The sequence below is a fragment of the Achromobacter sp. ACM04 genome (assembly GCF_014851465.1).
Classification (GTDB): domain Bacteria; phylum Pseudomonadota; class Gammaproteobacteria; order Burkholderiales; family Burkholderiaceae_B; genus Achromobacter; species Achromobacter aegrifaciens.
In genome coordinates this window covers 241477-265126 of record NZ_JACUZS010000002.1, presented here as the reverse complement: position 1 = coordinate 265126, position 23650 = coordinate 241477, and the positions used below count along the sequence as shown (strand labels likewise).

General features: G+C 67.2%; 30 protein-coding genes. 11 read left to right on the top strand and 19 right to left on the bottom strand.

The features are described from left to right. Nucleotides 1-3 precede the first annotated feature (3 nt). From fabI to IB259_RS11965, 8 genes are all read right to left on the bottom strand, one after another. Entirely contained in the window at nucleotides 4-777 is a 774-nt protein-coding gene (gene fabI / locus IB259_RS12000; protein WP_175162113.1) for an enoyl-ACP reductase FabI, read from the bottom strand. Further along, nucleotides 774-1958: an acetate/propionate family kinase gene (locus IB259_RS11995; protein ID WP_054451528.1), complete on the bottom strand. Its 1185-nt coding sequence runs from the start codon at nucleotides 1956-1958 to the stop codon at nucleotides 774-776. Before IB259_RS11995 ends, fabI begins: the two co-directional genes overlap by 4 nt. Nucleotides 1959-1989: 31 nt before the next feature. Continuing rightward, on the bottom strand, nucleotides 1990-2934 hold the full coding sequence (locus IB259_RS11990) for a phosphate acetyltransferase (RefSeq protein WP_192329109.1): 945 nt from the start codon (nucleotides 2932-2934) through the stop codon (nucleotides 1990-1992). Further along, a complete protein-coding gene (locus IB259_RS11985) occupies nucleotides 2931-5312 on the bottom strand; it encodes a DUF3141 domain-containing protein (protein WP_192329108.1) in 2382 nt (793 codons plus the stop codon). The genes IB259_RS11990 and IB259_RS11985 overlap by 4 nt, the downstream gene beginning before the upstream one ends. A 182-nt stretch (nucleotides 5313-5494) precedes the next feature. Continuing rightward, complete coding sequence (locus IB259_RS11980) at nucleotides 5495-5890, bottom strand: VOC family protein (RefSeq protein ID WP_119451051.1); 396 nt, start codon at nucleotides 5888-5890, stop codon at nucleotides 5495-5497. A gap of 17 nt (nucleotides 5891-5907) precedes the next feature. Then, nucleotides 5908-6543, bottom strand: a complete 636-nt coding sequence (gene yfcF, locus IB259_RS11975) for a glutathione transferase (RefSeq protein WP_054451524.1) — start codon at nucleotides 6541-6543, stop codon at nucleotides 5908-5910. Nucleotides 6544-6647: 104 nt separating this feature from the next. Next, on the bottom strand, nucleotides 6648-6977 hold the full coding sequence (locus IB259_RS11970) for a DHCW motif cupin fold protein (RefSeq protein ID WP_054451523.1): 330 nt from the start codon (nucleotides 6975-6977) through the stop codon (nucleotides 6648-6650). A gap of 53 nt (nucleotides 6978-7030) precedes the next feature. After that, nucleotides 7031-7522 (bottom strand): GNAT family N-acetyltransferase, encoded by a 492-nt coding sequence (locus IB259_RS11965; RefSeq protein ID WP_119451052.1) that lies wholly within the window; start codon nucleotides 7520-7522, stop codon nucleotides 7031-7033. A gap of 186 nt (nucleotides 7523-7708) precedes the next feature. Here IB259_RS11965 and IB259_RS11960 point away from each other — a divergent pair, with 186 nt between their 5' ends. From IB259_RS11960 to IB259_RS11940, 5 genes are read left to right on the top strand one after another with little or no spacing between them, the layout of a single operon-like run. After that, entirely contained in the window at nucleotides 7709-8653 is a 945-nt protein-coding gene (locus IB259_RS11960) for a DnaJ C-terminal domain-containing protein (RefSeq protein ID WP_119451053.1), read from the top strand. Between the two features lie 2 nt (nucleotides 8654-8655). Further along, nucleotides 8656-8973 carry a chaperone modulator CbpM gene (locus IB259_RS11955; protein WP_054452227.1) on the top strand — a complete coding sequence of 106 codons (318 nt, stop codon included), beginning with the start codon at nucleotides 8656-8658 and terminating at the stop codon, nucleotides 8971-8973. A 53-nt stretch (nucleotides 8974-9026) separates the two neighbouring features. Continuing rightward, nucleotides 9027-9740, top strand: a complete 714-nt coding sequence (locus IB259_RS11950; RefSeq protein ID WP_119451054.1) for an AzlC family ABC transporter permease — start codon at nucleotides 9027-9029, stop codon at nucleotides 9738-9740. Next, complete coding sequence (locus tag IB259_RS11945; protein WP_119451055.1) at nucleotides 9737-10084, top strand: AzlD domain-containing protein; 348 nt, start codon at nucleotides 9737-9739, stop codon at nucleotides 10082-10084. Before IB259_RS11950 ends, IB259_RS11945 begins: the two co-directional genes overlap by 4 nt. Nucleotides 10085-10126: 42 nt before the next feature. After that, nucleotides 10127-10741, top strand: a complete 615-nt coding sequence (locus tag IB259_RS11940) for a glutathione S-transferase family protein (protein ID WP_054451518.1) — start codon at nucleotides 10127-10129, stop codon at nucleotides 10739-10741. A gap of 16 nt (nucleotides 10742-10757) precedes the next feature. Here the strand turns inward: IB259_RS11940 and IB259_RS11935 are convergent, their stop codons facing one another. The 4 genes from IB259_RS11935 to IB259_RS11925 form a co-directional block, all read right to left on the bottom strand. After that, nucleotides 10758-11411, bottom strand: coding sequence for a DsbA family protein (locus tag IB259_RS11935; RefSeq protein ID WP_119451067.1), 654 nt, complete (start codon nucleotides 11409-11411; stop codon nucleotides 10758-10760). A 97-nt stretch (nucleotides 11412-11508) separates the two neighbouring features. Beyond that, nucleotides 11509-12984: an inorganic phosphate transporter gene (locus IB259_RS11930; RefSeq protein ID WP_054451517.1), complete on the bottom strand. Its 1476-nt coding sequence runs from the start codon at nucleotides 12982-12984 to the stop codon at nucleotides 11509-11511. A gap of 104 nt (nucleotides 12985-13088) precedes the next feature. Beyond that, complete coding sequence (locus IB259_RS31090) at nucleotides 13089-13214, bottom strand: hypothetical protein (protein ID WP_008162923.1); 126 nt, start codon at nucleotides 13212-13214, stop codon at nucleotides 13089-13091. Nucleotides 13215-13227: 13 nt separating this feature from the next. Next, entirely contained in the window at nucleotides 13228-14352 is a 1125-nt protein-coding gene (locus tag IB259_RS11925; protein ID WP_175181913.1) for a D-alanyl-lipoteichoic acid biosynthesis protein DltD, read from the bottom strand. Nucleotides 14353-14632: 280 nt separating this feature from the next. On the opposite strand from IB259_RS11925, the gene mog reads away from it, so the two are divergent. From mog to IB259_RS11910, 3 genes are all read left to right on the top strand, one after another. Beyond that, nucleotides 14633-15265, top strand: a complete 633-nt coding sequence (gene mog, locus IB259_RS11920) for a molybdopterin adenylyltransferase (protein ID WP_119451068.1) — start codon at nucleotides 14633-14635, stop codon at nucleotides 15263-15265. A 61-nt stretch (nucleotides 15266-15326) separates the two neighbouring features. Next, nucleotides 15327-15665, top strand: a complete 339-nt coding sequence (locus IB259_RS11915) for a hypothetical protein (RefSeq protein ID WP_054451515.1) — start codon at nucleotides 15327-15329, stop codon at nucleotides 15663-15665. A 5-nt stretch (nucleotides 15666-15670) separates the two neighbouring features. Continuing rightward, nucleotides 15671-16540, top strand: coding sequence for a peptidoglycan DD-metalloendopeptidase family protein (locus tag IB259_RS11910; protein ID WP_054452221.1), 870 nt, complete (start codon nucleotides 15671-15673; stop codon nucleotides 16538-16540). A gap of 34 nt (nucleotides 16541-16574) precedes the next feature. Here IB259_RS11910 and IB259_RS11905 read toward each other — a convergent pair whose 3' ends face one another. The 5 genes from IB259_RS11905 to IB259_RS11885 all read right to left on the bottom strand — a co-directional run bounded on the left by IB259_RS11905 (nucleotide 16575) and on the right by IB259_RS11885 (nucleotide 19162). Continuing rightward, nucleotides 16575-16862 carry a hypothetical protein gene (locus IB259_RS11905; RefSeq protein WP_054451514.1) on the bottom strand — a complete coding sequence of 96 codons (288 nt, stop codon included), beginning with the start codon at nucleotides 16860-16862 and terminating at the stop codon, nucleotides 16575-16577. A 153-nt stretch (nucleotides 16863-17015) separates the two neighbouring features. Next, nucleotides 17016-17279, bottom strand: coding sequence for a translation initiation factor IF-1 (gene infA / locus IB259_RS11900; RefSeq protein WP_013395703.1), 264 nt, complete (start codon nucleotides 17277-17279; stop codon nucleotides 17016-17018). Between the two features lie 500 nt (nucleotides 17280-17779). Continuing rightward, nucleotides 17780-18319 carry an SRPBCC family protein gene (locus IB259_RS11895; protein ID WP_054451513.1) on the bottom strand — a complete coding sequence of 180 codons (540 nt, stop codon included), beginning with the start codon at nucleotides 18317-18319 and terminating at the stop codon, nucleotides 17780-17782. Further along, nucleotides 18312-18677, bottom strand: coding sequence for a helix-turn-helix transcriptional regulator (locus IB259_RS11890; protein WP_054451512.1), 366 nt, complete (start codon nucleotides 18675-18677; stop codon nucleotides 18312-18314). Before IB259_RS11890 ends, IB259_RS11895 begins: the two co-directional genes overlap by 8 nt. A 53-nt stretch (nucleotides 18678-18730) precedes the next feature. Next, nucleotides 18731-19162 carry a GFA family protein gene (locus IB259_RS11885; RefSeq protein WP_054452219.1) on the bottom strand — a complete coding sequence of 144 codons (432 nt, stop codon included), beginning with the start codon at nucleotides 19160-19162 and terminating at the stop codon, nucleotides 18731-18733. Between the two features lie 195 nt (nucleotides 19163-19357). On the opposite strand from IB259_RS11885, the gene phnC reads away from it, so the two are divergent. From phnC to phnE, 3 genes are all read left to right on the top strand, one after another. Continuing rightward, complete coding sequence (phnC, locus tag IB259_RS11880) at nucleotides 19358-20194, top strand: phosphonate ABC transporter ATP-binding protein (protein WP_175162104.1); 837 nt, start codon at nucleotides 19358-19360, stop codon at nucleotides 20192-20194. A 31-nt stretch (nucleotides 20195-20225) separates the two neighbouring features. Continuing rightward, complete coding sequence (gene phnD, locus IB259_RS11875; RefSeq protein ID WP_054451508.1) at nucleotides 20226-21206, top strand: phosphonate ABC transporter substrate-binding protein; 981 nt, start codon at nucleotides 20226-20228, stop codon at nucleotides 21204-21206. 81 nt (nucleotides 21207-21287) lie between these two features. Beyond that, on the top strand, nucleotides 21288-22082 hold the full coding sequence (phnE, locus tag IB259_RS11870) for a phosphonate ABC transporter, permease protein PhnE (RefSeq protein ID WP_054451506.1): 795 nt from the start codon (nucleotides 21288-21290) through the stop codon (nucleotides 22080-22082). A 32-nt stretch (nucleotides 22083-22114) separates the two neighbouring features. Here phnE and IB259_RS11865 read toward each other — a convergent pair whose 3' ends face one another. Further along, complete coding sequence (locus tag IB259_RS11865; RefSeq protein ID WP_192329107.1) at nucleotides 22115-22627, bottom strand: GAF domain-containing protein; 513 nt, start codon at nucleotides 22625-22627, stop codon at nucleotides 22115-22117. After that, nucleotides 22624-23598, bottom strand: coding sequence for a tripartite tricarboxylate transporter substrate binding protein (locus IB259_RS11860; protein WP_054451502.1), 975 nt, complete (start codon nucleotides 23596-23598; stop codon nucleotides 22624-22626). Before IB259_RS11860 ends, IB259_RS11865 begins: the two co-directional genes overlap by 4 nt. Nucleotides 23599-23650 lie beyond the last annotated feature (52 nt).

Below are 23650 nucleotides of genomic sequence, written 5' to 3'. Positions count from 1 at the left end.
GGCTTAATCGATGATGTGGTAGCCGCCGTCGATGTATATCGTCTGCCCCGTCATGCGGCGGGCGGCGTCGGTCGCGAGCCAGGCGGTGGCTTCGCCCACGTCGTCGATGGACACCAGGCTGCGCGCGGGAGCCTTGGACTGGGCGCGGTCCAGCAGCGTATCGAATTCGGCGATGCCCGAGGCGGCGCGCGTCTTCAGCGGCCCTGGTGATATCGCGTGCACGCGTATGCCCTGCGGGCCCAGTTCCGCCGCCAGGTAGCGGGTGGCGGACTCCAGCGCGGCCTTTACCGGCCCCATCATGTTGTAGTGCTCGACCACCATCTGCGACCCGTAGTAGCTCATGCAGAACAACGCGCCGCCGTTGCGCATCAGCGGCTCGGCCAGCTTGGCCATGCGGATGAAGGACCAGCAGGACACATCCATGGCCTGCAAAAAGCCCTCGCGCGAGCAGTCGGTCACGCGGCCATGCAGGTCGTCGCGCGGGGCGAAGGCGATGGAATGCAGCACGAAATCCAGCTGGCCCCATTCGGCGGCGACGCTGTCGAACACGGCTTCGAGCTGGCCCTCGCGCATCAGGTCCAGCGGCAAGAGCAGCGGCGCCTCCACCTGGCGGGCCAGTGGCTCCACATGGCGCAGGGCCTTGTCGTTCAGGTAGGTCACGGCCAGCTCCGCGCCCAGGGCGTGGAAGGCCTTGGCGCAGCCCCAGGCGATCGAATCCGCATTCGCGATGCCCGTCACCAGGCCGCGCTTGCCCGCCAGCGGCAGCAGCGCGCTCATCGCTGCCTCACCAGTTCCAGCGTGTGCTGGGCGATGATCAGTTCTTCGTTGGTGCGCACCACGTAGACGCCGATGCGGCTGTCGTCGGCCGAGATGCGGGGGCCATGGCGGGCGTTGCGTTCGGGGTCCAGCTTGATGCCCAGCCAGCCCCAGTGCTCGCTGATGGCCTGGCGGATCTCGGCGGAATTCTCGCCCACGCCGGCGGTGAAGACGATGCCGTCCACGCCGTTCATGGCGCAGGCCAGGCCTATCATGCCTTCGGCCACGCGCCAGGCGAAGTACTGCAGCGCCAGCTTGGCCGAGGGCGCGTCGCTGGCCAGCAGTTCGCGCATGTCGTTGCTGATGCCGGACAGGCCCTTCATGCCGCAGTCGTGATAGAGCAGGTGCTCGATCTCGTCATGGGTCATGCCGCGTTCCATCATCCACAGCACCACGCCCGGATCCAGGCGGCCGGGGCGGGTGCCCATGGGCAGGCCTTCCAGCGCGGTGAAGCCCATGGTGCTGTCCACGCTCTTGCCGTGATGCATGGCGCAGGCGGAAACGCCCGAGCCCAGATGGGCTGCAATGATCTTGCCGTCGGCGATGTCCGGCAGCGCTTTCTTCAGGCGCTGCGCGATGTACTCGTAGGACAGGCCATGGAAGCCGTAGCGGCGCACGCCTTCCTGGTATAGCCGTTCCGGCAGCGCGTAGCGGTCGGCCACGTCGGAGTGGCTGCGGTGGAACGCGGTGTCGAAACAGGCGACCTGCGGAATCCAGGGCCGGCGCTCGCGGATCACGCGGATGGGCGCCAGGTTGTTCGGCTGGTGCAGCGGCGCCAGCGGCGTGAAGGTGTCGAGCTTGGCCAGGATGGCGTCGTCGATCAGTACCGGCTCGGACAGCTCGGGGCCGCCGTGCACCACGCGGTGGCCTACCGCCAGCGGGGCGCCGCCCAGGTGGCCGCTGAGCCAGGTGCCGACGACTTCCTGGCCGTTGGGCACGTCGGGCGCGTGGCTGGGCGCGATTTCGCGTTCGACCAGGGTCTGGCCGGCGGCGTCGCGCACCTTCAGCTTCGGGTGCGAGGTGCCTATGCCTTCGAGCTGGCCGCCCAGGCGCGGGGCCAGCTCCTGCGCCCCGTCGATGTCGTACAGGTAGAACTTGATGCTGGAACTGCCGGCGTTGATGACGAGGATGGTGTCGGTCATGGCGCTGTGATTCCGGATTCCGAGGGGCGCTTCAAGCGAGCGGGCGGGCCTGTTGCTGGGCCAGGTGGTGGGCGTAGATGGCGGCTACCGCGCAGGACGCGAGGCGCGAGCGTGGGCTGTCGGCGCGGCTGGTCAGGATGATGGGCACGCGCGCGCCCAGCACGATGCCGGCTGCCTCGGCATTGGCCAGGAAGGTCAGGTTCTTGGCCAGCATGTTGCCGGCTTCCAGGTCGGGCACCACCAGCACCTGGGCCACGCCGGCCACCGGCGAGCGTATGCCCTTGATGCGCGCGGCGTCGGGGCTGATGGCGTTGTCCAGCGCCAGCGGGCCGTCCAGCAGGCCGCCCTCGATCTGGCCGCGGTCGGCCATCTTGCACAGCGCCGCGGCTTCGATGGTGCTGGGGATGCTGGGGTTGACCTGTTCGACCGCCGACAGGATCGCCACGCGCGGCTCGCCCAGGCCCAGGCCGTGGTGCAGGTCGATCACGTTGCGGATGATGTCGGCCTTGGTTTCCAGGTCCGGAAAGATGTTGATCGCCGCATCGGTGATGAAGAGCGGTTCGGCGTAGGTCGGCACTTCCATGATGAAGGCGTGGCTGATGCGCCGGCTGCTGCGCAGCCCGGTGTTGCGCGCCACCACTTCGTGCATGAGTTCGTCCGTGTGCAGGCTGCCCTTCATCAGCAGTTCGGCTTCGCCGCTGCGCACCAGGGCGACCGCGCATTCGGCTGCCGCGTGGCTGTGCGGCGCGTCGACGATGCGCGCATCGCCCAGGTCGAACTTGTGCTCGGCAGCGACGGCGCGGATCTTCTGCTCGGGGCCCACCAGGATGGGCTTGAGCAGGCCCAGGTCGCGGGCTTCGAGCGCGGCCGACAGCGAGGGTTCGTCGCAGGGGTGGGCGATGGCGCAATGCGCCGGCGCCAGCGTCTGCGCGCGCGCGATGAGCCTGTCGTAGTGGGAGGTGGGAGGCAGCGTCATGCGGATTTCGCCTTGGCGGATTTGCGCGCGGGACGCGCGGCGGGTTTGGCGGAGGCGCTACGCTTCTTGGCGCGCACCGGGACGGCAGGCTCGGCCGCGGCCGAGGCCGCTTCGGGCCTGGTCGCCGCAGCGCGCACCGATTTGCGCGCAACGGTCGCCGCTTTCCTGGGCGCCGGCTGTTGAGCCTCCTCACGCTTCTGCGCACGGCGCTCGGCGTACTCGAAGATGCGTTCCATCTCGTCCAGGCTGATGCGGGCGGCCTCGCTCAGGGGCTCGGCGGCTTCCAGCACATGCTTCATGGTGTCCAGCGTTTCGCGGATTGCGGCGGCGGGCGCGTTGTCCAGCAGGTGCGGTATGGCCTGGATGGCGCCGGCGGCGTCCAGGGTCATCATCAACGCCTGGTCGCGGATGATGTCCTTGAATTCCTGCAACGACAGCGCGGTGTCCGATTCGGCGCGCATCTTGCGGATCAGCGCGTAGCTGCGTTCGTCCAGGCCGCCTTCGGCGCCCGACACATACAGCAGCATGCGGATCGCGGCCACGCGCAGGCCGCCTTCCAGCATCAGCGAACGCAACTCGGCGGCGCGCTCTTCCATGAAGCGGCGGTGCTCGGGCGACACGCCCGGATGCTTGCGCGGCGGGCCGGAGCGCGCGCCCAGGCCGGCCAGGTCCTGCACCAGCGGCGAACCGTAAACGCCCATGAAGGTGCGTTCGTCGGCGGAATCGCGCAGTTCCTGCCAGATGTTCAGGCTGGTCTCGATCAGGTTCGAGAACATTTCCTGGGCCATCAGGAAGGGGTTGTCGGCCGACACCGGCTGGCGGTGTTCGCGCACCTGTTCGGCGACTTGGGCAATCGGCGCGATGGCCGGATTGCGGTCGGAGATCAGTTCATAGGGCAGGCGCAGCGGATGCAGGCGCTGCGACCATTCCGCCGATTGCGGCGTCACCAGGGCGCGCAGCCAGGGTTGCACGAAGCTGCGGTACATGCCCAGGTTGATGTCGGAAATGCGGGCGACGGCGGCGAAGCGGCGGTCGTCCTCTTCGTTGCGCTCGACGATGGCGCGCACGTCATCCAGCGTGCGCTGCTCGAACGACAGCACGTAGTTGCCATAGGCCAGGTCGGCGTTCGGCGTGTCGGGCGTCTTGTCTGCGATCTCCGCCTGGTAGATGCCCGGCGGCAGCACGTCGATCATGTCGATGTTGGACGTGAATTCCTGGTGCTCCTTGCGCGCCACGCTGCCGGACACGAAGATGCCCAGATGGCCGATGCTTTCGTGCACCGCATAGACGATGGTCTGGCCGTGCGCCAGCACTTCGGATTCGTCCTGGTACAGATCGGGGATCCAGCCCAGCGCCTGCGGCGGGGGCGTGATGTTGTCGCCCTTGGAGCAGAACACCACGATGGGCGAGCGGATGTTGCGCAGGTCGATGCGGATGCCGTCCGAGGTCACCAGGCCGGCGGTGGCCAGGCGGTTGCCGACGAACAGGTTGTCGACGATGTACTGGATTTCCGGGCCGTTCAGGAAGACGTGGCCGCCCCACCATTTTTCGAAGCTGAGGTAGCGCTTGGCCTCGGTGTCGACGTTGGAGTACAGGTTGTACTGCTTGGACCACAGGGTGTTGGCTGGATTCAGGTTCTCGAAGTTCTGCACCAGCCAGGCGCCATCGAACTTGCCGTCGCCCAGGTCGCTGGTCAGGGCGGTGAGCCAGCTGCCGCCCAGCAGGCCGCCGGCATAGCGCATGGGATTCATGCCGCGCCAGCCTGCCCAGTAGGACAGCGGCGCGCCCGCCACGATGATGGGGCCGAACAGTTCGGGACGGACCGCGGCGGTCATCATGATCTGCCAGCCGGCCTGGCAATTGGCGACCACCACCGGCTTGCCTTCGGCGTTGGGGTGCAGCGCGATGATCTCTTCCAGGAAGCGCGCCTCGGCCATCATCACGTCCTCGACGGTCTGGGTCGGCATGGGCTGCGGCAGGAAGGTGGCGAAGTAGCAGGGGTGGCCGGCGCGCAGCGCCACGCCGATCTCGCTTTCAGGCTTGAAGCCGCCGATGCCGGGGCCGTGCCCGGCGCGCGGATCGACCACCAGGAAGGGCCGTTTGATGGGGTCGGTTTCCACGCCTTCCGGCGGCTTGATGCGCAGCAGGCCGTAATTGACGGGGCGCGGCAGACAGCGGCCGTCCATGACCAGTTCGGACTCCATGCTCAGCACGTTGGGCGCGCGCTTGGCCATGTGCTCGTGGTACTGGTTGCCTCGCTGGCGCATCACATCGGCGTACAGCACGCCGCGCTGCCAGGCGTCCACCGCGTATTCGTAGGCGGCAGTCCAGGGGTTGAAGGGCGGGGCGGGTACGCGATCGTTGCCAGATCCGGCCATGGCGATCTCCTGTAGGTTGCTTGCGGCGGCGGGCCGCCGCGCCGATTCAGAGTGGAACCGGCCGAGTTGACCTCCCCATTACACCGCAACTGATGTTGCGGTGCAACATCAAGCGTCTTGATGCAGGTCAAGCAGTGGCCGATATATCCGTCCCCTTTAGGACTGGTCAGCCGGGCAGCGGTTCAGTCAGGGTCGTGGCACACCGCTTCGATGCGGTTGCCGGAAGGGTCCAGCAGGAAGGCCGCGTAATACTGCGGGTGGTAGTGCTCGCGCAAGCCCGGGGCGCCGTCGTCGCGCCCGCCGTGGGCCATGCCGGCGGCATGGAAAGCGTCGACCGCGGCGCGGCTGGGCGCCTTGAAGCACCAGTGCCGGCGCGCCGCGGGGGCGGCTGCGTCATCGGCGAACACGGAGAGATAGCTGTGCTGGCTGCTGCCTGCCCGGCAGCGCTCGCCGTAGCCTAGCGCGTCGGGGCGGTCATAGACCTTGGCCGCGCCCAAGGCCTGCATGACGGCGTCATAGAAAGGGCGGGCGGCGTCCAGGCGGGAAACGGTGATGGAGACGTGATCCAGCAGTTGCATCGCGGCTCCCGGGCGGTTCAGGCGCGCGCGGCGGCGTTGTGCTCCAGCCATTTCTGGACGGAGGGGCGCTGCCACTGGGCGTCGGCGTAGGCGCGCAGGGCGTCGGGCAGGTCGTCCTGGAACAAGCGCTTGATCATGACCGCGAGGTCAGTATCGGCGATGCACCATTCATCGAACAGCGAGGTCCGGTCCGCGCCCAGCAGATGGGCGCCCACGTGGATGAGCTTGGCCGCGGCGGCATGGGCGGCGTCCGACAACGGCAGGCCGGCGGCGCCGTAGAACACGGTTTCCGTGGGGCGTTCCTGACGCAGCGCTCCCAGGTCGCTGCGCAGCCAGGCCTGCAGTTGGCGGGCGCGGGCGCGCTGGCGCAGGTCGCGCGGATACAGCGCCGGGTGCTCGGGGGCGGGGAAGGCGTCTTCCAGGTATTCGGTGATGGCGCTGGATTCGGTCAGGCTGAAATCCGCGTGGGTCAAGGCCGGCACCCGCGAGGTCAGCGCGCGGCTTTGGTAGGGCTGCATGCGCTGCTCGCCCGCTTCCAGATCGATGGGGCGCACCTCGAACGGCAGCTGTTTTTCAGTCAGCGCCACATAGGCCGACATGGCGTAGGGGCTGAGGAACAGGGAATCGACGAATAGCGTAAGCGGGGCGCCCAAAATCTAGTCTCCGGTTTGACGGGTAACGGCATGTGCCGCGGCGGCGGGCCGCGGATACGTCAAAGCGTAACGCATCTGCGGCCGGGCTGTCGCGCCGGGGGGCTTCAGTCGACGATGAAGAGCTTGGCGCCGGTCGCGGTGGATGAGCGGTGCGGTTCGGCCTGGTCGGCGACCTGGTAGCTCATGCCCGGCGTCAGCACGAATTGCCGGCCGTCTTCCAGCTCGGTGTGCAGTTCGCCTTCCAGACAGAACAGGATGTGGCCCTTGCTGCACCAGTGGTCGGCCAGGTAGCCGGCCGTGTACTCGACCATGCGCACGCGCAGGTCGCCGAACTGCCGGGTGCGCCAATAGGCCATGCCGGTCTCGCCAGCGTGTTCGGTGCGCTCGACCTCGGACCAGTCGGTGGTGCCGAAGGGGATGTTGCTCATCTTCATGGTGATTCCTGCGTTGTGACGCGGACGCAATGGCGTCCGCCAAAGAATGGAGACTACGCCAGCGCGGGCAGTTTCTTGTGCCAGAACATCGCGCGGCCGGTGGTTTCGTCCAGGGCATAGCCTTCGAAACCGAGCTTGCGGTACAGCCCCTGGGCGACCGCGTTGCCTTCCAGCACTTCCAGGGTGATCTTGCAGCAGCCCAGGTCACGCGCCCGCTCTTCCAGCGCCGACAGCAGGGCCTTGCCCACGCCGCGGCCCTGGAATTTTTCCGCGACGCCCAGGTCGTGCAGATTGAGCAGCGGGCGACAGGCGAAGGTGGAGAAGCCTTCGAGATAGACCGCGACGCCGGCGGCTTCGCCGTCGATGCGGGCCAGCAGCGCCCGCGCTGTCGGGCGGCGGGCCAGTTCGGCGATCAGGTTCTGCTGTGCGTAGGCGGGCAGGGGAGCGTTGCCCCCCATGGGGCCGCTGGCGTACTCGTTCAGCATGGCCAGCACCTGGCGGCCGTGTTCGGGATTGTTGAAGTCTGCGTCGATGATTTCCAGCACGATCTGTTCCTGTGGGCCTGTCGTGGTCGGGGCTGGCGCATCCGGGCGCCAACCGGACATTATGCGCGATGCCCGACGCCTGACAAGGCGCATTGAAAAATCGCCCCATAACCCCTATCTTCTTGATATCCCAGGCCGGACCCGGCGCAACCGGAAGCGGCCGCAACGCTTTGCCAAGGGCTGCACATGGAGTTCAAGGACTACTACAGCATGCTGGGCGTGGAGCGGGACGCCTCCGAAGACGACATCCGGCGCGCCTACCGCAAGCTCGCCCGCAAATACCATCCCGACGTCAGCAAGGAAAGCGACGCCGAAACGCGCATGCGCGACGTCAACGAAGCCTATGACGTACTGCGCGACAAGGAAAAGCGCCAGGCCTACGACAATCTGGCCGCAGGCGTCTCGCCCGAGGGCAGTTTCCAGCCGCCGCCCGGCTGGGACGAAGGCTTCGAGTTCCACCGCGGCGCCGCGCCCGGCGACGAGGCCCAGTTCAGCGAGTTCTTCTCTTCGCTGTTCGGCGGCCGCAACCGGCGCGGCGGGGCGCAGCAGCAACAGGAATTCCGCGCGCGCGGCGAGGACCACCACGCCGCGATCGAGGTGGACCTCGAAGACGCGCTCAAGGGCGCCACGCGCGACATCAGCCTGCGTTCCATGCAGATGGACGAGCAGGGCCGCCCCCACATGCAGACCCGCACGCTCAGCGTGCGCATCCCCGCCGGCGTGCGCGAAGGCCAGTACATCCGGCTGGCCGGGCAGGGCATGCCCGGCTACGGCGGCGGCGAGAACGGCGATCTCTATCTGGAAGTCCGCTTCAAGCCGCATCCGCGCTACCGCGCCGACGGCCGCGACCTCTACATGACGCTGCCGGTGGCGCCGTGGGAAGCGGCACTCGGCGCCAGCGTGCATGCGCCCACGCCGGGCGGCACGGTCGAAGTGTCGATCCCCGCGGGGTCCGCCAACGGCCGCAAGCTGCGCCTGCGCGGCCGCGGCATTCCGGGCGATCCGCCCGGAGACCTCTACCTGGTGCTGGACCTGGTGTTGCCGCCCGCCGATAGCGAAGCGGCCAAGGAGGCCTACCGCAAGCTGCAGCAGGACCTGCCCTTCAATCCGCGGCGCCACCTGGGGGTATGACCATGAAAAAAATAGTCGTCACCACCGCCACGGTCGTGGGCAAGTCCCGGCCGCTTTCCGCCGACGACCTGGCCCGCGCCTGCGGCGAGGAAGTCGAATGGGTCGTCAGGCTGGTCGAGGTCGGCATCGTCAATGCCAGCGGTCCCAGGCCCGCCGAATGGCGCTTCTACAGCGCCGACCTGCAACGCGCGCTGGACGCCCGCCGCCTGGTGCGGGATTACGGCGCCGGCCTGGACGCTGCGGCGCTGATCCTGGACCTGAGCCAGGAAGTCCGTCGCCTGAAGGCGCAGCTGCGCGCGCTGGGCCTGGAGGACAAGTAGGCTGTGCGCGGGTGGGTAAACTAGCTGGTTGTTGAAGAGACCAGCGGAACACCTTGCAGACCCCTCCAGCCCATGCGCCCGCTCTGGCGGGCAGCGCCCGCATCGACGGCCTGAAATCCTGCCTGCCCGTCATGATCGGCTACTTCCCGGTGGCCGTGACCTTCGGCATCGCGGGCGTGGCCGCGGGCCTGTCTCCGCTGCAGGTGGTGCTGATTTCCGTGCTGGTCTATGCCGGCGCCAGCCAGTTCCTGCTGCTCGCTTCCATCAAGGCCGGCACCCCGTGGCTGTGGGTGGTGGCGCTGTGCTCGCTGCTCAACGCCCGCCATCTGCTGTACGGCCCGCTGTTGTCGCGGTTCCTGCCGGCGGGACTGAATGAGCGCCTGAAGGTCGCCTTCCTGCTCACCGATGAAGTCTTCGCCACGGCTTTCAATCGTTTGCAGACCGTGGAGCCCGCGGGCCGCCAGCGCTGGATGATCGCGCTGGGGCTGGGCGCTTGGCTGACCTGGATCGCCGGCACGGCCGTCGGCGTCTATGCGGGAGACGGCCTGGAGCGCCACTACCCCATGCTGTCACAGGTGATGCGCTTTGCGCTGCCGGCGCTGTTCATGGCCCTGGTGTGCCAGAGCGCGAAGCGCGGCATGGGCCTGCCCATCGTTGCGGCGGTGGCCGGAGCCGGGGCCGTGGCCGCGCTGGGCCATACCAGCCTGGCCATCCTGGCCGGCGCGATCATCGGCTGCGTGGCGTATCGAATGAGGAGGCCCGCATGAACACCGACGGACTGGGTTTCTGGGGCGCGGTGATCGCCATGGCGGCCATCACCTATCTGACGCGCGCCTTGCCCTTCATGCTGTCCGAGCGCAGCCGCCTGCTGCGCCACCTGTCGCGCGAAGGCTCGGCGCTGGCCGCCCTGGGGCCGTCGCTGCTGGCTGGGATCGCCGCGGCGGTGATCGTGCCCGACCTGCTGGCCGCCGGCGACCAGACGGCGAACCTCGGCCCCTACGCAGGCGGCCTGGTCGTGACCGCGGTGGCGGCCCGCCTGGTCAGCAATGCCGGCGTCGCGGTGCTGCTGGGCATGGCGGGATACGGGGTGTTGCTGGCCTTGGCGGCGTAAGACCCGCGGGGCAAAATGGTCGGACTTCCACGGAGACCGACCATGCTTACGCTTTATCATGCGCCGCGTTCGCGCTCGTTCCGGATACTTTGGCTGCTCGAGGAACTAGGCGTGCCTTACGACACCGAAATGGTGTCCATCCGCGGCACCGACAGCGCGGGCCACATGCCCTCGGACTACATCGACATCCACCCGCATCGCAAGGTGCCGGCCCTGGTGCACGACGGCGTGCCCGTGTTCGAGACGCCGGCAATCGCCCTTTACCTGACCGACCTGTTCCCCCAAGCGGGGCTGGGTCCGGTGGTGGGCGACCCGCTGCGCGGGCCCTACCTGACCTGGCTGGCCTATTCCACCGGCGTGTTCGAACCGGCCATGGCCGAGCGCGCCTTCAAGACGCCGCATCCGGGCGGCGCGCTGGGCTGGGGTTCGGCCGAGGAGGTCGAGCAGGTGCTGACCCGGGTCTTGCAGGCGCGGCCGTTCTTCCTGGGCGACAAGTTCTCGGCCGCGGACATCGTGCTGGGCGGCACCCTGCAATACATGATGCAGGTGAAGGTTCTGCCCGAGACCCCTGTGTTCACCGCCTACGCGGAGCGGCTGGGCGACCGTCCGGCCATGCACCGCGCCTTGCAGCGCGACGGGGACATCGAGGAAGCCTGACGCGGGGCGCCCGCCTTCAAGCGCGGCCGATGCGCGCGCCGAGGTCCGCCTGCCATTCTTGCGGACGGCCCAGGTAGCGGCTGGGCTCCAGCATCTCGTAGACGCCATCGCGCTCCAGTGCCAGGGTGGGAAAACCGCTGCCGCCGACCTGCGCCAGCAGCCTGCGACTGGCGGCGATGTGCGTGGCGGTTTCGGCGCCCTGGGCTGCGTCATAGGCCGCGCGGAAGGCTGCCGGGTCCAGGCCGATGTCGGCCGCCAGGGAGGCCAGTACGGCCGGGTCGGCGATGCGCAGCCCCTGTACGTAGTGGGCGCGCTGGATGCGCTTGAGCAGGTCGAGGCCGCGACCGGCCAGCGTCTGCGCGGCCAGGATGGCAGTGGTGGGCGGCTCGGAATCGAACACCGCGCCCTCATCGCGCAACAGGCCGTTGAAATAGTCTTCGCCGAAGGGCTGGCCGGTCAGGCCGGCGATGCGCTCGTCATGCGGCATGACGTAGCGGCGCAGTCTGTCGGTGACCGGCTGGCGGTTGCCGCCCGTCATCATGCCGCCGCCATGCAGCGCGATGTCCAGCCCGGAGACGGCTCGAGCCGCCTCCACCAGCGGCGCGGCGCCATAGCACCAGCCGCAGAGCGGGTCGAAAATGTAATGGAGGGTGGGATTCGAGGTAGCCATGGCGCCATGGTAGACGCGGGCACGGCTGGCAGGAAGCCTGGCGGGATAGCCAGAGTGTTGCATCGGCCGTGCAGATTGCCTGCACGGCCGCGAATCATCAGCCGGCGATCTGCACGCCGATCCAGAACAGGCCGGCGGCCAGCAGCATCGAGGCGGGCAGGGTCAGCACCCAGGCCATCAGGATGTTGCGTACGGTGCTGCCTTGCAGGCCGCTCTTGTTGGCGATCATGGTCCCGGCCACGCCCGAGGACAGCACGTGGGTGGTGGAAACAGGCAGGCTGAAGACGTTGGCGATGCCGATGGCGCCCATGGCGGTGACTTGTGCGGACATGCCCTGCGCATAGGTCATGCCCTGCTTGCCGATCTTCTCGCCCACCGTCAGCACCACGCGGCGCCAGCCGACCATGGTGCCCGCGCCCAGCGCCAGGGCGACTGCCACGATCACCCAGAAGGGGGCGTATTCGGTGGTAGCTGTCAGGTCGGCGCGCAGGCGTTGCAGGTCGGCGCGTTCGCGGGCCGGCAGCCCTTCGATGCGCGCGACCTTCTTGGCCGTGTCGTCCAGGCAGAGCAGGTAGCGGCGCACGGAGATGCGCTTCTCGGCCGACAGGTCGGCGTAGTTGGACACGCCGTGCAGATCGGCCTGCAGCGCGGCGATGGTAGGCATGGTCAGTTCGGGGTCGCAGCGGAAGTTGCGCGGCAGTTCGGTGGTCGCGTCCACGCGCTTGAGCGCCAGGTATTCGCCCAGCATGGCTTCATTGCGCTGGTAGAACACGTTCAGGTGGTTGGCGGCGTCGCGGGTGCGCTCGATCTGGTAGGTGGTGCTGTTGGTGTCCAGCACGAAGTTGGCGGGCACGATGCCGATCAGCACCAGCATGATCAGGCCAATCCCTTTCTGTCCGTCGTTGGAGCCGTGCACGAAGCTCACGCCCATGGCGGACAGCACCAGCACCAGGCGGTTCCAGAAGGGCGGATGCTTTTTATTGTCGATGGCGCGGCGCTGTTCCGGCGTCTTGTGCATCTTGGACAGCGGCAGCCAGCGCTTGAGCGCCAGCAGCAGGCCGCCCGCCACCAGGAAGCCGGCCACAGGCGATACCACCAGCGACAGGCCGATGTCGATGGCCTTGCCCCAGTTGACGCCGTCCGCCAGCGGCAGGTCGGTGATCAGCGCGTTGGCCAGGCCCACGCCCAGGATCGAGCCGATCAGCGTGTGCGAGCTGGACGCCGGAATGCCGAAGTACCAAGTGCCCAGGTTCCAGGCGATGGCCGCGGCCAGCATGGCGAACACCATGGCCAGCCCGCGGCCCGTGTCCACGTTGATCAGCAGCTCCACCGGCAGCAGGTGCACGATGGCATAGGCCACGCCCACCCCGCCCAGCAGCACGCCCAGGAAGTTGAATATGCCGGAAAGCACCACTGCCAGATGCGGCGGCATGGCCTTGGTGTAGATGACCGTGGCCACGGCGTTCGCCGTGTCATGGAATCCGTTGATGAATTCGAAGGCCAGGACGAATGTCAGGGCCAGCGCAAGGCTGAGGCCGACCCAGAGGTCTAGGCCGTGGAAGAGGTCGAACATGGAGGCGGGGGAGGTTCCGGCGAGAGGAGCCGATTATTGCAGATTTGTGACCTGTCACTGGTTGCTTGCGGCTACCAAGTGCGGCCAGCCGACCCCGCCCGGGGTCAGAATTTCGAATACTGGAACTCGATTTCCATCGGTTTGCCCAGGTTCGCCGAGGTATCCGCCTGGATCACCATCACCGCCAGGACGCCCAGGTAGAGCAGGCACAGCCACAGGGTTCGTTTCATTGCCGGCCATCCTTCATGGGTAGAACACTTCAGCGATCTTCTGGTTCACGCGCAGCCAGCCCAGTTCCCCCAGGTGCTGTACGTCCCGCAGCATCCCCACCTCGAAGGGGGCGCTGTACATGTCCATGCAGCGCATGGCATAGCGCTGGCACAGCGCCGCGACTTCCCGCTGCACCGGCCCGAAGCGGTCCAGGTCCTTGAACACCAGCGGATGCAGCGGCTGCATGACGAACAGGGCATTGACGCCGCGCTGCCGCAGCAGCGCCATCAGCGCGTCCAGTTCGCGCAGCTCGTCCCGGCCGGTCAGCGGCTGGGGCAGATAGGCGGTCTTGCCGCCCTCGGGAATGCTGCGCAGGTATTTATTGAAGAATTCATCGCGCACGGCGTAGCGGTTGCCGCCCATCAGGGCCTGTTCTGCGCCCTGGGCTTCGGCAGCCAGCGCCTCCCAGTCCACCACCCGGGCGGCCGCGGGCGGCCCCTCGCGTTCGCGCTCGGGGGCAGGCGCTGCGTGGACGGGCGCCCACAGGTTGACCAGCCGCTGGCGGAAGACGTAGGCCTGCTCGGCCGCCATGGACCAGGCGACGCCCGCGTCGCCCTTGGCCTGCAGCCAGCGGACCACCTCCGCCCGGCCCTCGGGCTGCCGCAGCAGGCGGGGCAGCAGCGGATTGGCGTGTTCCTTGAATTCGTCCGGACCCAGCCCGCCGTCGCCGTCGAACCAGCCCGGCGACAGCATCACCACCACGCGCGAGGCCGGCGACAGGTCCTCGGCCATCGCCGCCAGCACCAGCTGCATGCCCAGAGACTGGAATCCCGAATGGCCATAGGCCAGCACCGGCATCTGCAATTCGTCGGCCAGGTAGCGGTACGGCACGAAGCGCAGGTCGTTGCTGGTCAACTCCGACGAACCCAGGATCACCAGCCTGTCGCCCGTGCGCAAGGCCTGGCTCATGCGGGACAGGTTGCGCGTCTGTTCCTCCAGCGTATTGCCCAGGTTGGGGATGTAGATGCCCGGAGCGGCCGCCGGCACGGGTTCCGTCTTCAGCGCCAGGGAGTGCAGGGCGCCCCATCCGGCGGCCGCCGCCGCGGCCAGGGCCAGCGCCGCCGCCAGCGCATGCTGCCGTAATGTGCGTTTGAACATGGGGAACCAATGCCGCTCGGGGCCCTCTTTATTGGGATAGGTTTGTTAGCGGATGTTATCGAGCGGACATGTCCGGAACAAGCGCGGGAAAGCGGGGCCAAAGCCGATTCGCCTTTTTGCGACAGGGGCCGCCGCCGGCGCGCTGCCTGCTGACGCGATTCCCGCAGGGAAGGAATGCGATAGCATCGCTCTGGCGGGCCTCTTCTGGATTTCCATGATTGACCTCGCCCACGGCCGCATCCGCGCCGCCCGACAGTTTCTTACCAAGATTGCGCAGCCCATGACCGCCACTACCCGTATCGCCCGCAAGCATCCCGACGAACTGATCGTGGGCCTGGTGTCCATTTCCGATCGCGCCTCCAGCGGCACCTATCAGGACCTGGGGCTGCCCGCGCTGCGCGAATGGCTGGGCGGCGCCCTGGCCTCGCCCTGGCAGGCGGTGGACCGCCTGATCCCCGACGAACCCGCACGCATTTCCCAGACGCTGATCGAACTGGTGGACGGCTGCGGCTGCGACCTGGTCCTGACCACCGGCGGCACCGGTCCGGCGCGCCGCGACGTCACGCCCGAGGCCACGCTCGCCGTCGGCACCAAGGAAATGCCCGGCTTCGGCGAACAGATGCGCCAGATCAGCCTGCGCTTCGTGCCCACGGCCATCCTGTCGCGCCAGGTGGCGGTCATCCGGGAAACGCCCGCGCACGCCGCCCTGATCGTGAACCTGCCCGGCCAGCCGAAATCCATCCGCGAAACGCTGGAAGGACTGAAGGGCGAGGACGGCGCCGTGCTGGTGCCGGGGATTTTCGCCGCCATTCCCTATTGCATCGATCTTATCGGCGGCCCATACGCCGAAACCCGGCCGGAAGTCATTGCGGCCTTCCGTCCCAAATCGGCCCGGCGCGCGCCGCAGGCTTGACCTGGCGCTGCGTTATATTGGCCGCCCCATCCACCTCCAACCGCTCGAGAGTTCCATCGCCATGAAGGTCCGCACCGCTTTGTCCCTTACTGTCCTGGCAGCCTTGTCGGCCTGCGCCAACGTCAAAGACGTGCGCGACCGCGATCCGGTCTTCTACGGTTCCACCCAACGTACGCCCGAGGACTATACGGCCTGCGTCGCCGAATCCTGGAAGAACCTGGGCATCAATTTCCAGCAGAAGGCGGTGCGCAACGGCTTTGAATTGATCCAGGAGGACAGCCTGGGTGTCGAAGCCGTGCTGACGACCACGCACTGGAAGGGCAAGACCGAAGCGCGCCTGTCCACGCGCATCGCCCGCCGCGACCAAAGCATCATCGAGCCCGCCAACCTGTGCCTGTGAACGCCATGCAGCATCGTCGCGACGTCCTGCGGCTGGGCCTGGCCGCGGCCGCCCTCTGCCTGGGCCTGCCGGCCCGCGCGCAGCAGCAGAGCGGTTTCATCAGCCGCAAGCTCAACGTTCCCGTGCCTGGCGGCGTCGCCGTCCTGGGCCTGGGCAATGCCGAACGCGCGCCCGAGGTCAGCTTCCTGGGCCGGCGCGTGCTGGTCGTGCGTGAAGAGGGCAAGCAGTGGATCGCCGTGGTCGGCATCCCGCTCAGCGTGAAGCCGGGCGAGCAGCAGGTGGATATCAAGGACGCGCAAGGCAAGCGTTCAGTGTCCTTCAAGGTCGGCGCCAAGGAATACAAGGCCCAGCACATCACGCTGAAGAATCCGCGCCAGGTCAATCCGGATCCGGACGACATGAAGCGCATCGAACGCGAGCAGGCCGAGCAGGCCGCCGCCAACCGCGCCTACCGCGCTGGCATCACGCCCAGCAACCTGCTGCTGGATCGCCCGGTGAACGGCGGCCGCCTGTCCAGTCCCTTCGGCCTGCGCCGCTTCTTCAATGGCGAAGAGCGCAATCCGCATTCGGGCCTGGATTTCGCCGTGCCCTCGGGCACGCCGATCAAGGCGCCGGCCGCTGGCGTGGTCGTGCTGGTGGGGGATTACTTCTTCAATGGCAAGACGGTGTTCCTGGACCATGGCCAGGGCTTCGTCAGCATGTTCTGCCACATGTCGGCGATCGACGTGAAGGTCGGCGACGAAGTGCCGCGCGGCGGATTGGTGGGCAAGGTGGGCGCCACCGGCCGCGCCACTGGCCCGCACCTGCACTGGAACGTCAGCCTGAACGACGCGCGCGTCGATCCGGCCATCTTCATCGGGGCGTTCAAGCCCTGATCCTGTCCCGGGATGGGGGCGCGGACCCGCGCCCTCAGGCCGTTGCGGCCTGCTGCGCGATCAGTTGCAGCACGTGCTGATGCACGCGCTCGGCATAGTCCATCTGCTGCCGCACTTCGAGCTGCTCGGCTTCCTGCTCGTCCAGGCAGTTGTCGTACTTGGTCTTGGCCTCGGCGTAGGTCAGGCCGGTATTGCGCAGGCTGTTGATGAAGGCCTCGCGCGACTGATGCAGCAGGCGCAGGCCTTCCTCGCCCTTGACGAATTTTCTTCGCGCCAGGGCAAGCTGGTCAGCGGCGGCTTGCAGATCTTGTGTCAGGTCCATCTTGCTTCATGCTCATCCTGCCGGGCGTCGCGCCGGGCAGAGGGCGCCATTCTTTCATGAACGGGCGCTCCACGCATTACGGCATCGCGCGGCCCAGGTTTAAGGCTGGCGCGAAAAAGGGAGCCGGCGCAGGGCCGGCCCTGTCGCCCTGGCTTAGCGGCGGAATTGCTGGGGACGCTGCGGCGCGGGACCGCGCTCGTCCTTGTGGCGGAAGTTGATGCGGCCCTTGGTCAGGTCATACGGCGACATTTCCAGGGTGACGCGGTCGCCGGCCAGGATGCGGATGCGGTGCTTGCGGATGCGGCCGGAGGCGTAGGCGCCGACTTCGATGCCGTTGTCCAGCTTCACACGGTAGCGGCTATCGGGCAGCACTTCGTCAACGATGCCGTCCAGTTCGATGAGTTCTTCTTTAGCCATTCTTTTCTCCTATCAAAACGCGCAGCCATACCGACGGCATGGCGCGCCGCGCGAGGCGGCAAGCGCGTCGGACCCGAACGGGCGGGTCCAGCGGTTTGAACGTAAAACGTCCGGGCAAGCGCGGGTAAGGGCCACGGCATCCGAAGCGGATGTCTGAAATGACGGATACTCGCGCCGCGTGGGCAGTGTGCGCGCGGTGCGCGGCTTGGTCGCGGCGGCGCGTTTTGCGCAAATCGCCGGAAGAAGCGGGGTGGAGCTTGTGCTGCCAGGCCGCGCAACTATGGAGGTGGAGGCGCGCCCGGTGGCGGAGGGGTTTTTCCGGAAAAATCAGGCACGTCCTGGGTTGCCCCGGAGCATTGCCCGCAGGCGGTACAGGTTGGCACGCAGAGTGACCGAAGCCCGGTTTTTGCGGAAAAATCACGGACTTATGGTACTGCAAAGCGCAATATTTAGCCAGTATTTATCTGTAGCCGCGCTGCGATAGTTGCTGTTCAACGACTCTAGCGAGCCGGGATCCGTTCACGGTATTCGGCTTCCACCCGGTTAAGCACGGACCAGAACGGACCGGGGGCACGGCCGGCCAGGCGGGCTTCGAGCACGCCCAGGTGCACATGCCAGCCGCCAGCCACGTCCACCATGCCGTCACGCGAGGACAGCTTGCGGTGGGTCAGCACCAGGCGCGTTTCCTCGCCCTGAGGCGACAGCTCGAAGGTGACCTCGGAAGGATGGCCGGGGGAGCCGCCCCAGGTGAAAGCCAGCAAATGCGGCGGTTCGCAGCGGGTGATGACGCCTTGCGTGGTGACGCCGCCTTCGTACGGCTTGTAGGCGTCAGGCACCGGTTCGGCCACCGAGGACAGGTCCGCATGCACGAAGCGCAGCGTCACGCCGCCGCCTTCGCGCAGTTCCATGTCGCCGGATGCCAGCCAGCGCCCGCGTTTTTCGGATTCGGTGAGAAAAGCCCAGACCTCGTCGACGCTGGCGGGCAGTATCCGCGTGAAGCGGATGGAGGTGGGGTCCAGAACGACGCCGTGATCACTCATGTGGTTCTCCAGAAGACGCGGCCGGGGACCGGCTGGCGGCGAGCGCGGCTTCCAGCGCGCCCAGCTTGCCCGACCAGAATTGCTCATAGAAGCGCAGCCACTGCATGGCCTCGGCCATGGGTTCGGGATTGAGGCTGCATACGTGCGTGCGGCCGCGGATGGAGCGCCGCACCAGACCGGCGCGTTCCAGGGCCTGCACATGCTTGGAGGCGCCCGCGAAACTCATGCTGTGGGGCGCCGCCAGTTCGCCGATGGTCTGCTCGCCACCGGCCAGGCTGCGCAGCATGTCGCGGCGCGTGGGGTCGGCCAGCGCGCGAAAGACGGCATCGAGGACGGGGGAGGGAATAGATTCAACCATGAGGTTGAATATAGTCTGGCCTCGCCAAAAAATTCAACTGCTCGGTTGAATTTTTATGTAACCGCCTGCGGATGGTCTTCTTCCATCGCCCCATACGCATCGGGGTACTGCGGCAGGCCGTCGGTGATGTCGAACCAGGGCGCCTTGCTGGCCACGTGGCAGTGGGCTGCCGGCTTGATGCCCGGGTCGTCGTCCAGCGGACCTAGAGGCAGGCCGTAGACGTCCGGCGTCTGGTCGAAGCGGGTCAGGAGGGGCGTGCCGCAGGCTTCGCAAAAGCCGCGGTAGCTGCCCGGGGACGAGCAGTACCAGGTGACGTGGTTTTCTCCGCGGGTCCAGGCGAAGTCCTTGACCTGGACCGTCGCCCGGCTGCGGAATGCCGCGCCATGCGCCTTGCGGCAGATCGTGCAATGGCAGTTGAGGGCGTCGGTGAGCGGACCCGTGATCTCGTAGGCGACGCGGCTGCACAGGCAGGAACCTTTGATCATGATGAACGCCAGGCTGGTGGGGAATATCCCCAATATACCTGCGGCGCGCCGGGCCGGAGACGGCCTTTGTGACGAACGTCTTTCAGATCGTTCCAGTGTCCCTATTTTCAGCCAAATGAATCGATTCCCAGGTCATCGTGCTGTCATGCCGCGAAAACAGAATGCCGCCATGAACACATCCAAGGGGATTCAACGATGACCTACGCCATCGAAGTACAAGGGCTCAGCAAGAGCTTCCACGCCGGCGCCAAGGCGCTGGACGGCGTGAACCTGCAAGTGGCCGACGGCGAGATGGTGGCCTTGCTCGGCGCCTCGGGTTCGGGCAAGTCGACGCTGCTGCGCCATCTGTCGGGTTTCGTGGCCGGCGACTCGGGCAGCGTGGCCGTAAACGGCCGCATGATCCAGCGCGATGGCCGCCTGAGCCGCGATGTGCGCTCCGCGCGCGCCGGCATCGGTTTCGTGTTCCAGCAATTCAATCTGGTCGGTCGCCTGCCGGTCATCACCAACGTGCTGACCGGGCTGCTGCCGCGCGTGCCGTTGTGGCGCAGCCTGACGCGCTGGTTCCTGCGCGGCGAAGTGCAGCAAGGCCTCGAAGCGCTTGCCCAGGTTGGTATAGACGACTACGCATTTCAGCGCGCCTCGACGCTGTCCGGCGGCCAGCAGCAGCGCGCGGCCATCGCCCGCACGCTGGTGCAGAACGCCCGCGTCATCCTGGCCGACGAACCCATCGCCTCGCTGGATCCGGAATCCTCGCGCCGCGTGATGGACACGCTGGCCCAGATCAACCGCGGCCGCAAGGTGGCCGTAGTGGTGTCGCTGCACCAGGTGGACGTGGCCCTGCGCTACTGCCCGCGGGTGGTGGCGCTGCGCCATGGCAAGGTCGTCTATGACGGCCCCTCCGCCGCGCTCACGCCTTCGATGCTGAGCGACCTGTATGGCTCCGAATTGAGCGAACTCCTTCCCGAATATGCGCCGCAAGCGCCGGCCATGCCCGGCATGGCGCCGCTGTCCCGCCTGGCGCAAGCCGCCTGATATCCCGACCCATTTCCCCCCGGAGCCTTCCATGCTACGCAGAACCTTTGTCACCCTGATCGCCGCCGCGGCCCTGTCCGCGCAGGCCTACGCGCAAGACGCCAAGACCCTGAACTTCGGCATCATCTCGACGGAATCGTCGACCAACCTGAAGTCCGTATGGCAGCCGGTCATCGACGACCTGAGCCGCGCGATCGGCGTACCGGTCAAGCCCTTCTTCGCGTCCGACTATGCCGGCATCATCGAAGGCATGCGCTTCAACAAGGTGCAGATGGGCTGGTTCGGCAACAAGTCCGCAATCGAGGCGGTGGACCGCGCCAAGGGCGAGGTGTTCGCCTCCGTCATCGACAAGGACGGCAACCCCGGCTACTGGTCGCTGCTGATCGTCAACAAGGACAGCAACCTGAAGACCCTGGACGACGTGCTCAAGCGCGGCGGCACGCTGAGCTACGGCGCGGGCGATCCCAATTCGACCTCGGGTACGGCTGTGCCCGGCTACTACCTGTGGGCCGCCAACAAGATCGAACCCAAGACCTTCTTCAAGACGGTGCGCGCCAGCAACCACGAAACCAATCTGCTGTCGGTCATCAACAAGCAGGTCGACGTGGCCGTCAACAACACCGAGGCGCTGGAGCGCTATCGCCTGAACACGGGCAAGGATGCAAACGACAGCGTGCGCGTGCTGTGGAAGTCGCCGCTGATCCCCGCCGATCCGCTGGTCATGCGCACCGACCTGCCGGCAGACCTGAAGGTCCGCATCCGCGACTTCTTCGTCAACTACGGCAAGGGCAAGGACGCCGAGCGCGAATTGGCCAACCTGAAGGCGCTGACCTACCAGGGCTTCCGCGCCTCCGACAACCAGCAGCTGGTGCCGATCCGCCAGATCGAACTGGCGCGCGAGAAGGCCAAGGTCGAAGCCGACGCCACGCTGGGCCAGGCCGAAAAGCAGAAACAGCTGGCCGAGCTGGACAGCAAGCTGGCCAGCCTGGGCCAGCCCGCCGCCAAGCAATAAGCCTGCAAGCGGCAAGCCGGCGCGCCGCGGGGCGCGCCGGCTTGCCCGCAACTGAAACCCAACTAGCGGATCGCCTTTTCTATGAACGTAGCCATGCAGACCTCCCGCCTTTCCGCCGCGCCGCGCTCCTCGCTGCCAGTCCTGCTCGTATGGGCCGTCGTGCTGGCGTTGCTGGTCATGTCGTGGAAGGGCGCCGACATGCGGCCCCTGGACCTGCTGCGCGATTCGGGCAATATGGCCCAGTTCGCCGCCGACTTCTTTCCGCCCAATTTCCGCGACTGGCGCATGTACCTGGACGAGATGATCGTCACCGTGCAGATCGCGGTCTGGGGCACCTTCCTGGCCATCGTGGTCGCCGTGCCGCTGGGGCTGCTGTGCTCGTCGAACATGGTGCCGGCCTGGGTGTACCAGCCCATGCGACGCCTGATGGACGCGTGCCGCGCCATCAACGAAATGGTGTTCGCCATGCTGTTCATCGTGGCGGTCGGGCTGGGCCCGTTCGCCGGCGTGCTGGCGCTGTGGGTGCACACCACCGGCGTGCTGGCCAAGCTGTTCTCGGAAGCCGTCGAGGCCATTGATCCGCGTCCGGTGGAAGGCGTGCGCGCCACCGGCGCGAACGCGCTGGAGGAAATCGTCTACGGCGTGATTCCGCAGGTGCTGCCGCTGTGGATCTCGTATTCGCTGTACCGCTTCGAATCCAACGTGCGTTCGGCCTCGGTGGTCGGCATCGTCGGCGCGGGCGGCATCGGCACCGTGCTGTGGGAGATCATCCGCAGTTTCCGCTACGCCGAAACCTGCGCCGTGATGATCATCATCGTGGCTTTCGTGGTCATCATCGACATGGCGTCGGCGCGCATCCGGCGCGCGCTCATCTGAGCATGCGCGGGGCCCGGGCGGGCCCCGCGGCCTCAGGACTGCGGAAGCAGCGCCTGGAACGCAGGCAGCGCCAGCAGGCCCGCCAGCTGCGCGGCCTGCACATCGGCATCCGAAACCGCCGCGCGCGGCATCAGGAAGTTGACGGTGCCCAGGCAGACCCCGCCGTACACCACCGGCACATTGATGACCGAGCGCAGGCCCAGACGCTGGATCGCGTCATGGTCGTCGAAGAATTCGCGGATCGCGTCCTCGCCTTCGCCGACGAACAGCTTTTGCTCCAGCAGGACGTGGCGGCCCCAGGCGGTGCCGCTTTTGTCCTTGCTGCCGCCGGGCGGATAGGCCTCGGGGTTGGAGCTATACAGCCGCAGCACCCGCATGGCCTGCGCGTCATAGCGGTTGACCGTGCACAGCGTGTGCGCCAGCGCGGCGTGCGCATGGGCGTCGATGGCGCGCAAGGCCGCGACCGGATCGGCGGCCGCGTAGGCCCGGGCGATGGCGGCCACGCCGGCCTGCGCCGGCGCGGTGGATTGGATGCTCACGGTCATTCGGCGGTGATTCCCAGTTCTTTGATCAGCTTGCCGTACTTGTCGGCGTCGCGCGCCAGGATCTGGCCGAATTGCTCCGGCGTGGTCTCGGTCAGCAGCACGCCCATGTCGCCCATTTTCTTGATGACTTCGGGACGCTTGAGGATCAGGTTGATCTCGCGGTTCAGGCGTGCGGTCAGTTCGGGCGGCATGCCTGCCGGGCCGAAGGCGCCGTACCAGACCGACAGCTCGTAGCCCGGCAAGGTCTCGGCTACCGTGGGCACCTCGGGCAACAGCGGCGAACGCGCTTCCTCGGTGACGGCCAGCAGCTTCAGCTTGTTGTTCTGCACATGCGGCAGGGTCTGCGTGCCGGCGCTGAACAGCACCTGCGTGCGGCCGGCCACGGTGTCCAGCACCGCGGGCGCGCCGCCGCGATAGGGGATGTGCATCATCTTCACGCCGGCGGCCTTCTCGAACAGCGCGGCGCTCAGATGGTTGGTGGAGCCCTGGCCGGCGGAGGCATAGGCCACGGTGCCGGGATTGGCCTTCAGGTAGGCGATGAACTCCTTCACGTTGGACGCGGGGACCGACGGGTTCACCACCAGGGTGTTGGTGACCAGCGCGAGCTCGGCGATGGGCGTGAAGTCCTTCACACCGTCGAACGGCATGCTGGAGTAGAGCGCCTGGTTCATCGTGTGCGTGCTCATCGAGCCCACCAGCAAGGTGTAGCCGTCCGGCTTGGCGCGCGCCACGAAGGTGGTGCCGATGTTGCCGGACGCGCCCGAGCGGTTTTCCACGATGACGGGCTGGCCCAGCGACTGGGTCAATCCTTCGGACAGCACGCGCGCCAGGATGTCGGTGGAGCCGCCCGCAGCCCACGGCACGATCAGCGTGATGGGTTTTTCGGGCCACGCGGCGTGGGTGAGCGCGGGCGCGGCCAGCGCCAACCCCAGCGCGAACGAGCGCAGCAGTCGTTTGAATTGCAGTTTCATGGTGTTTACCCCTTTGCTTGATATCCGGTCTGCATGCCGGTTGAATGAAACA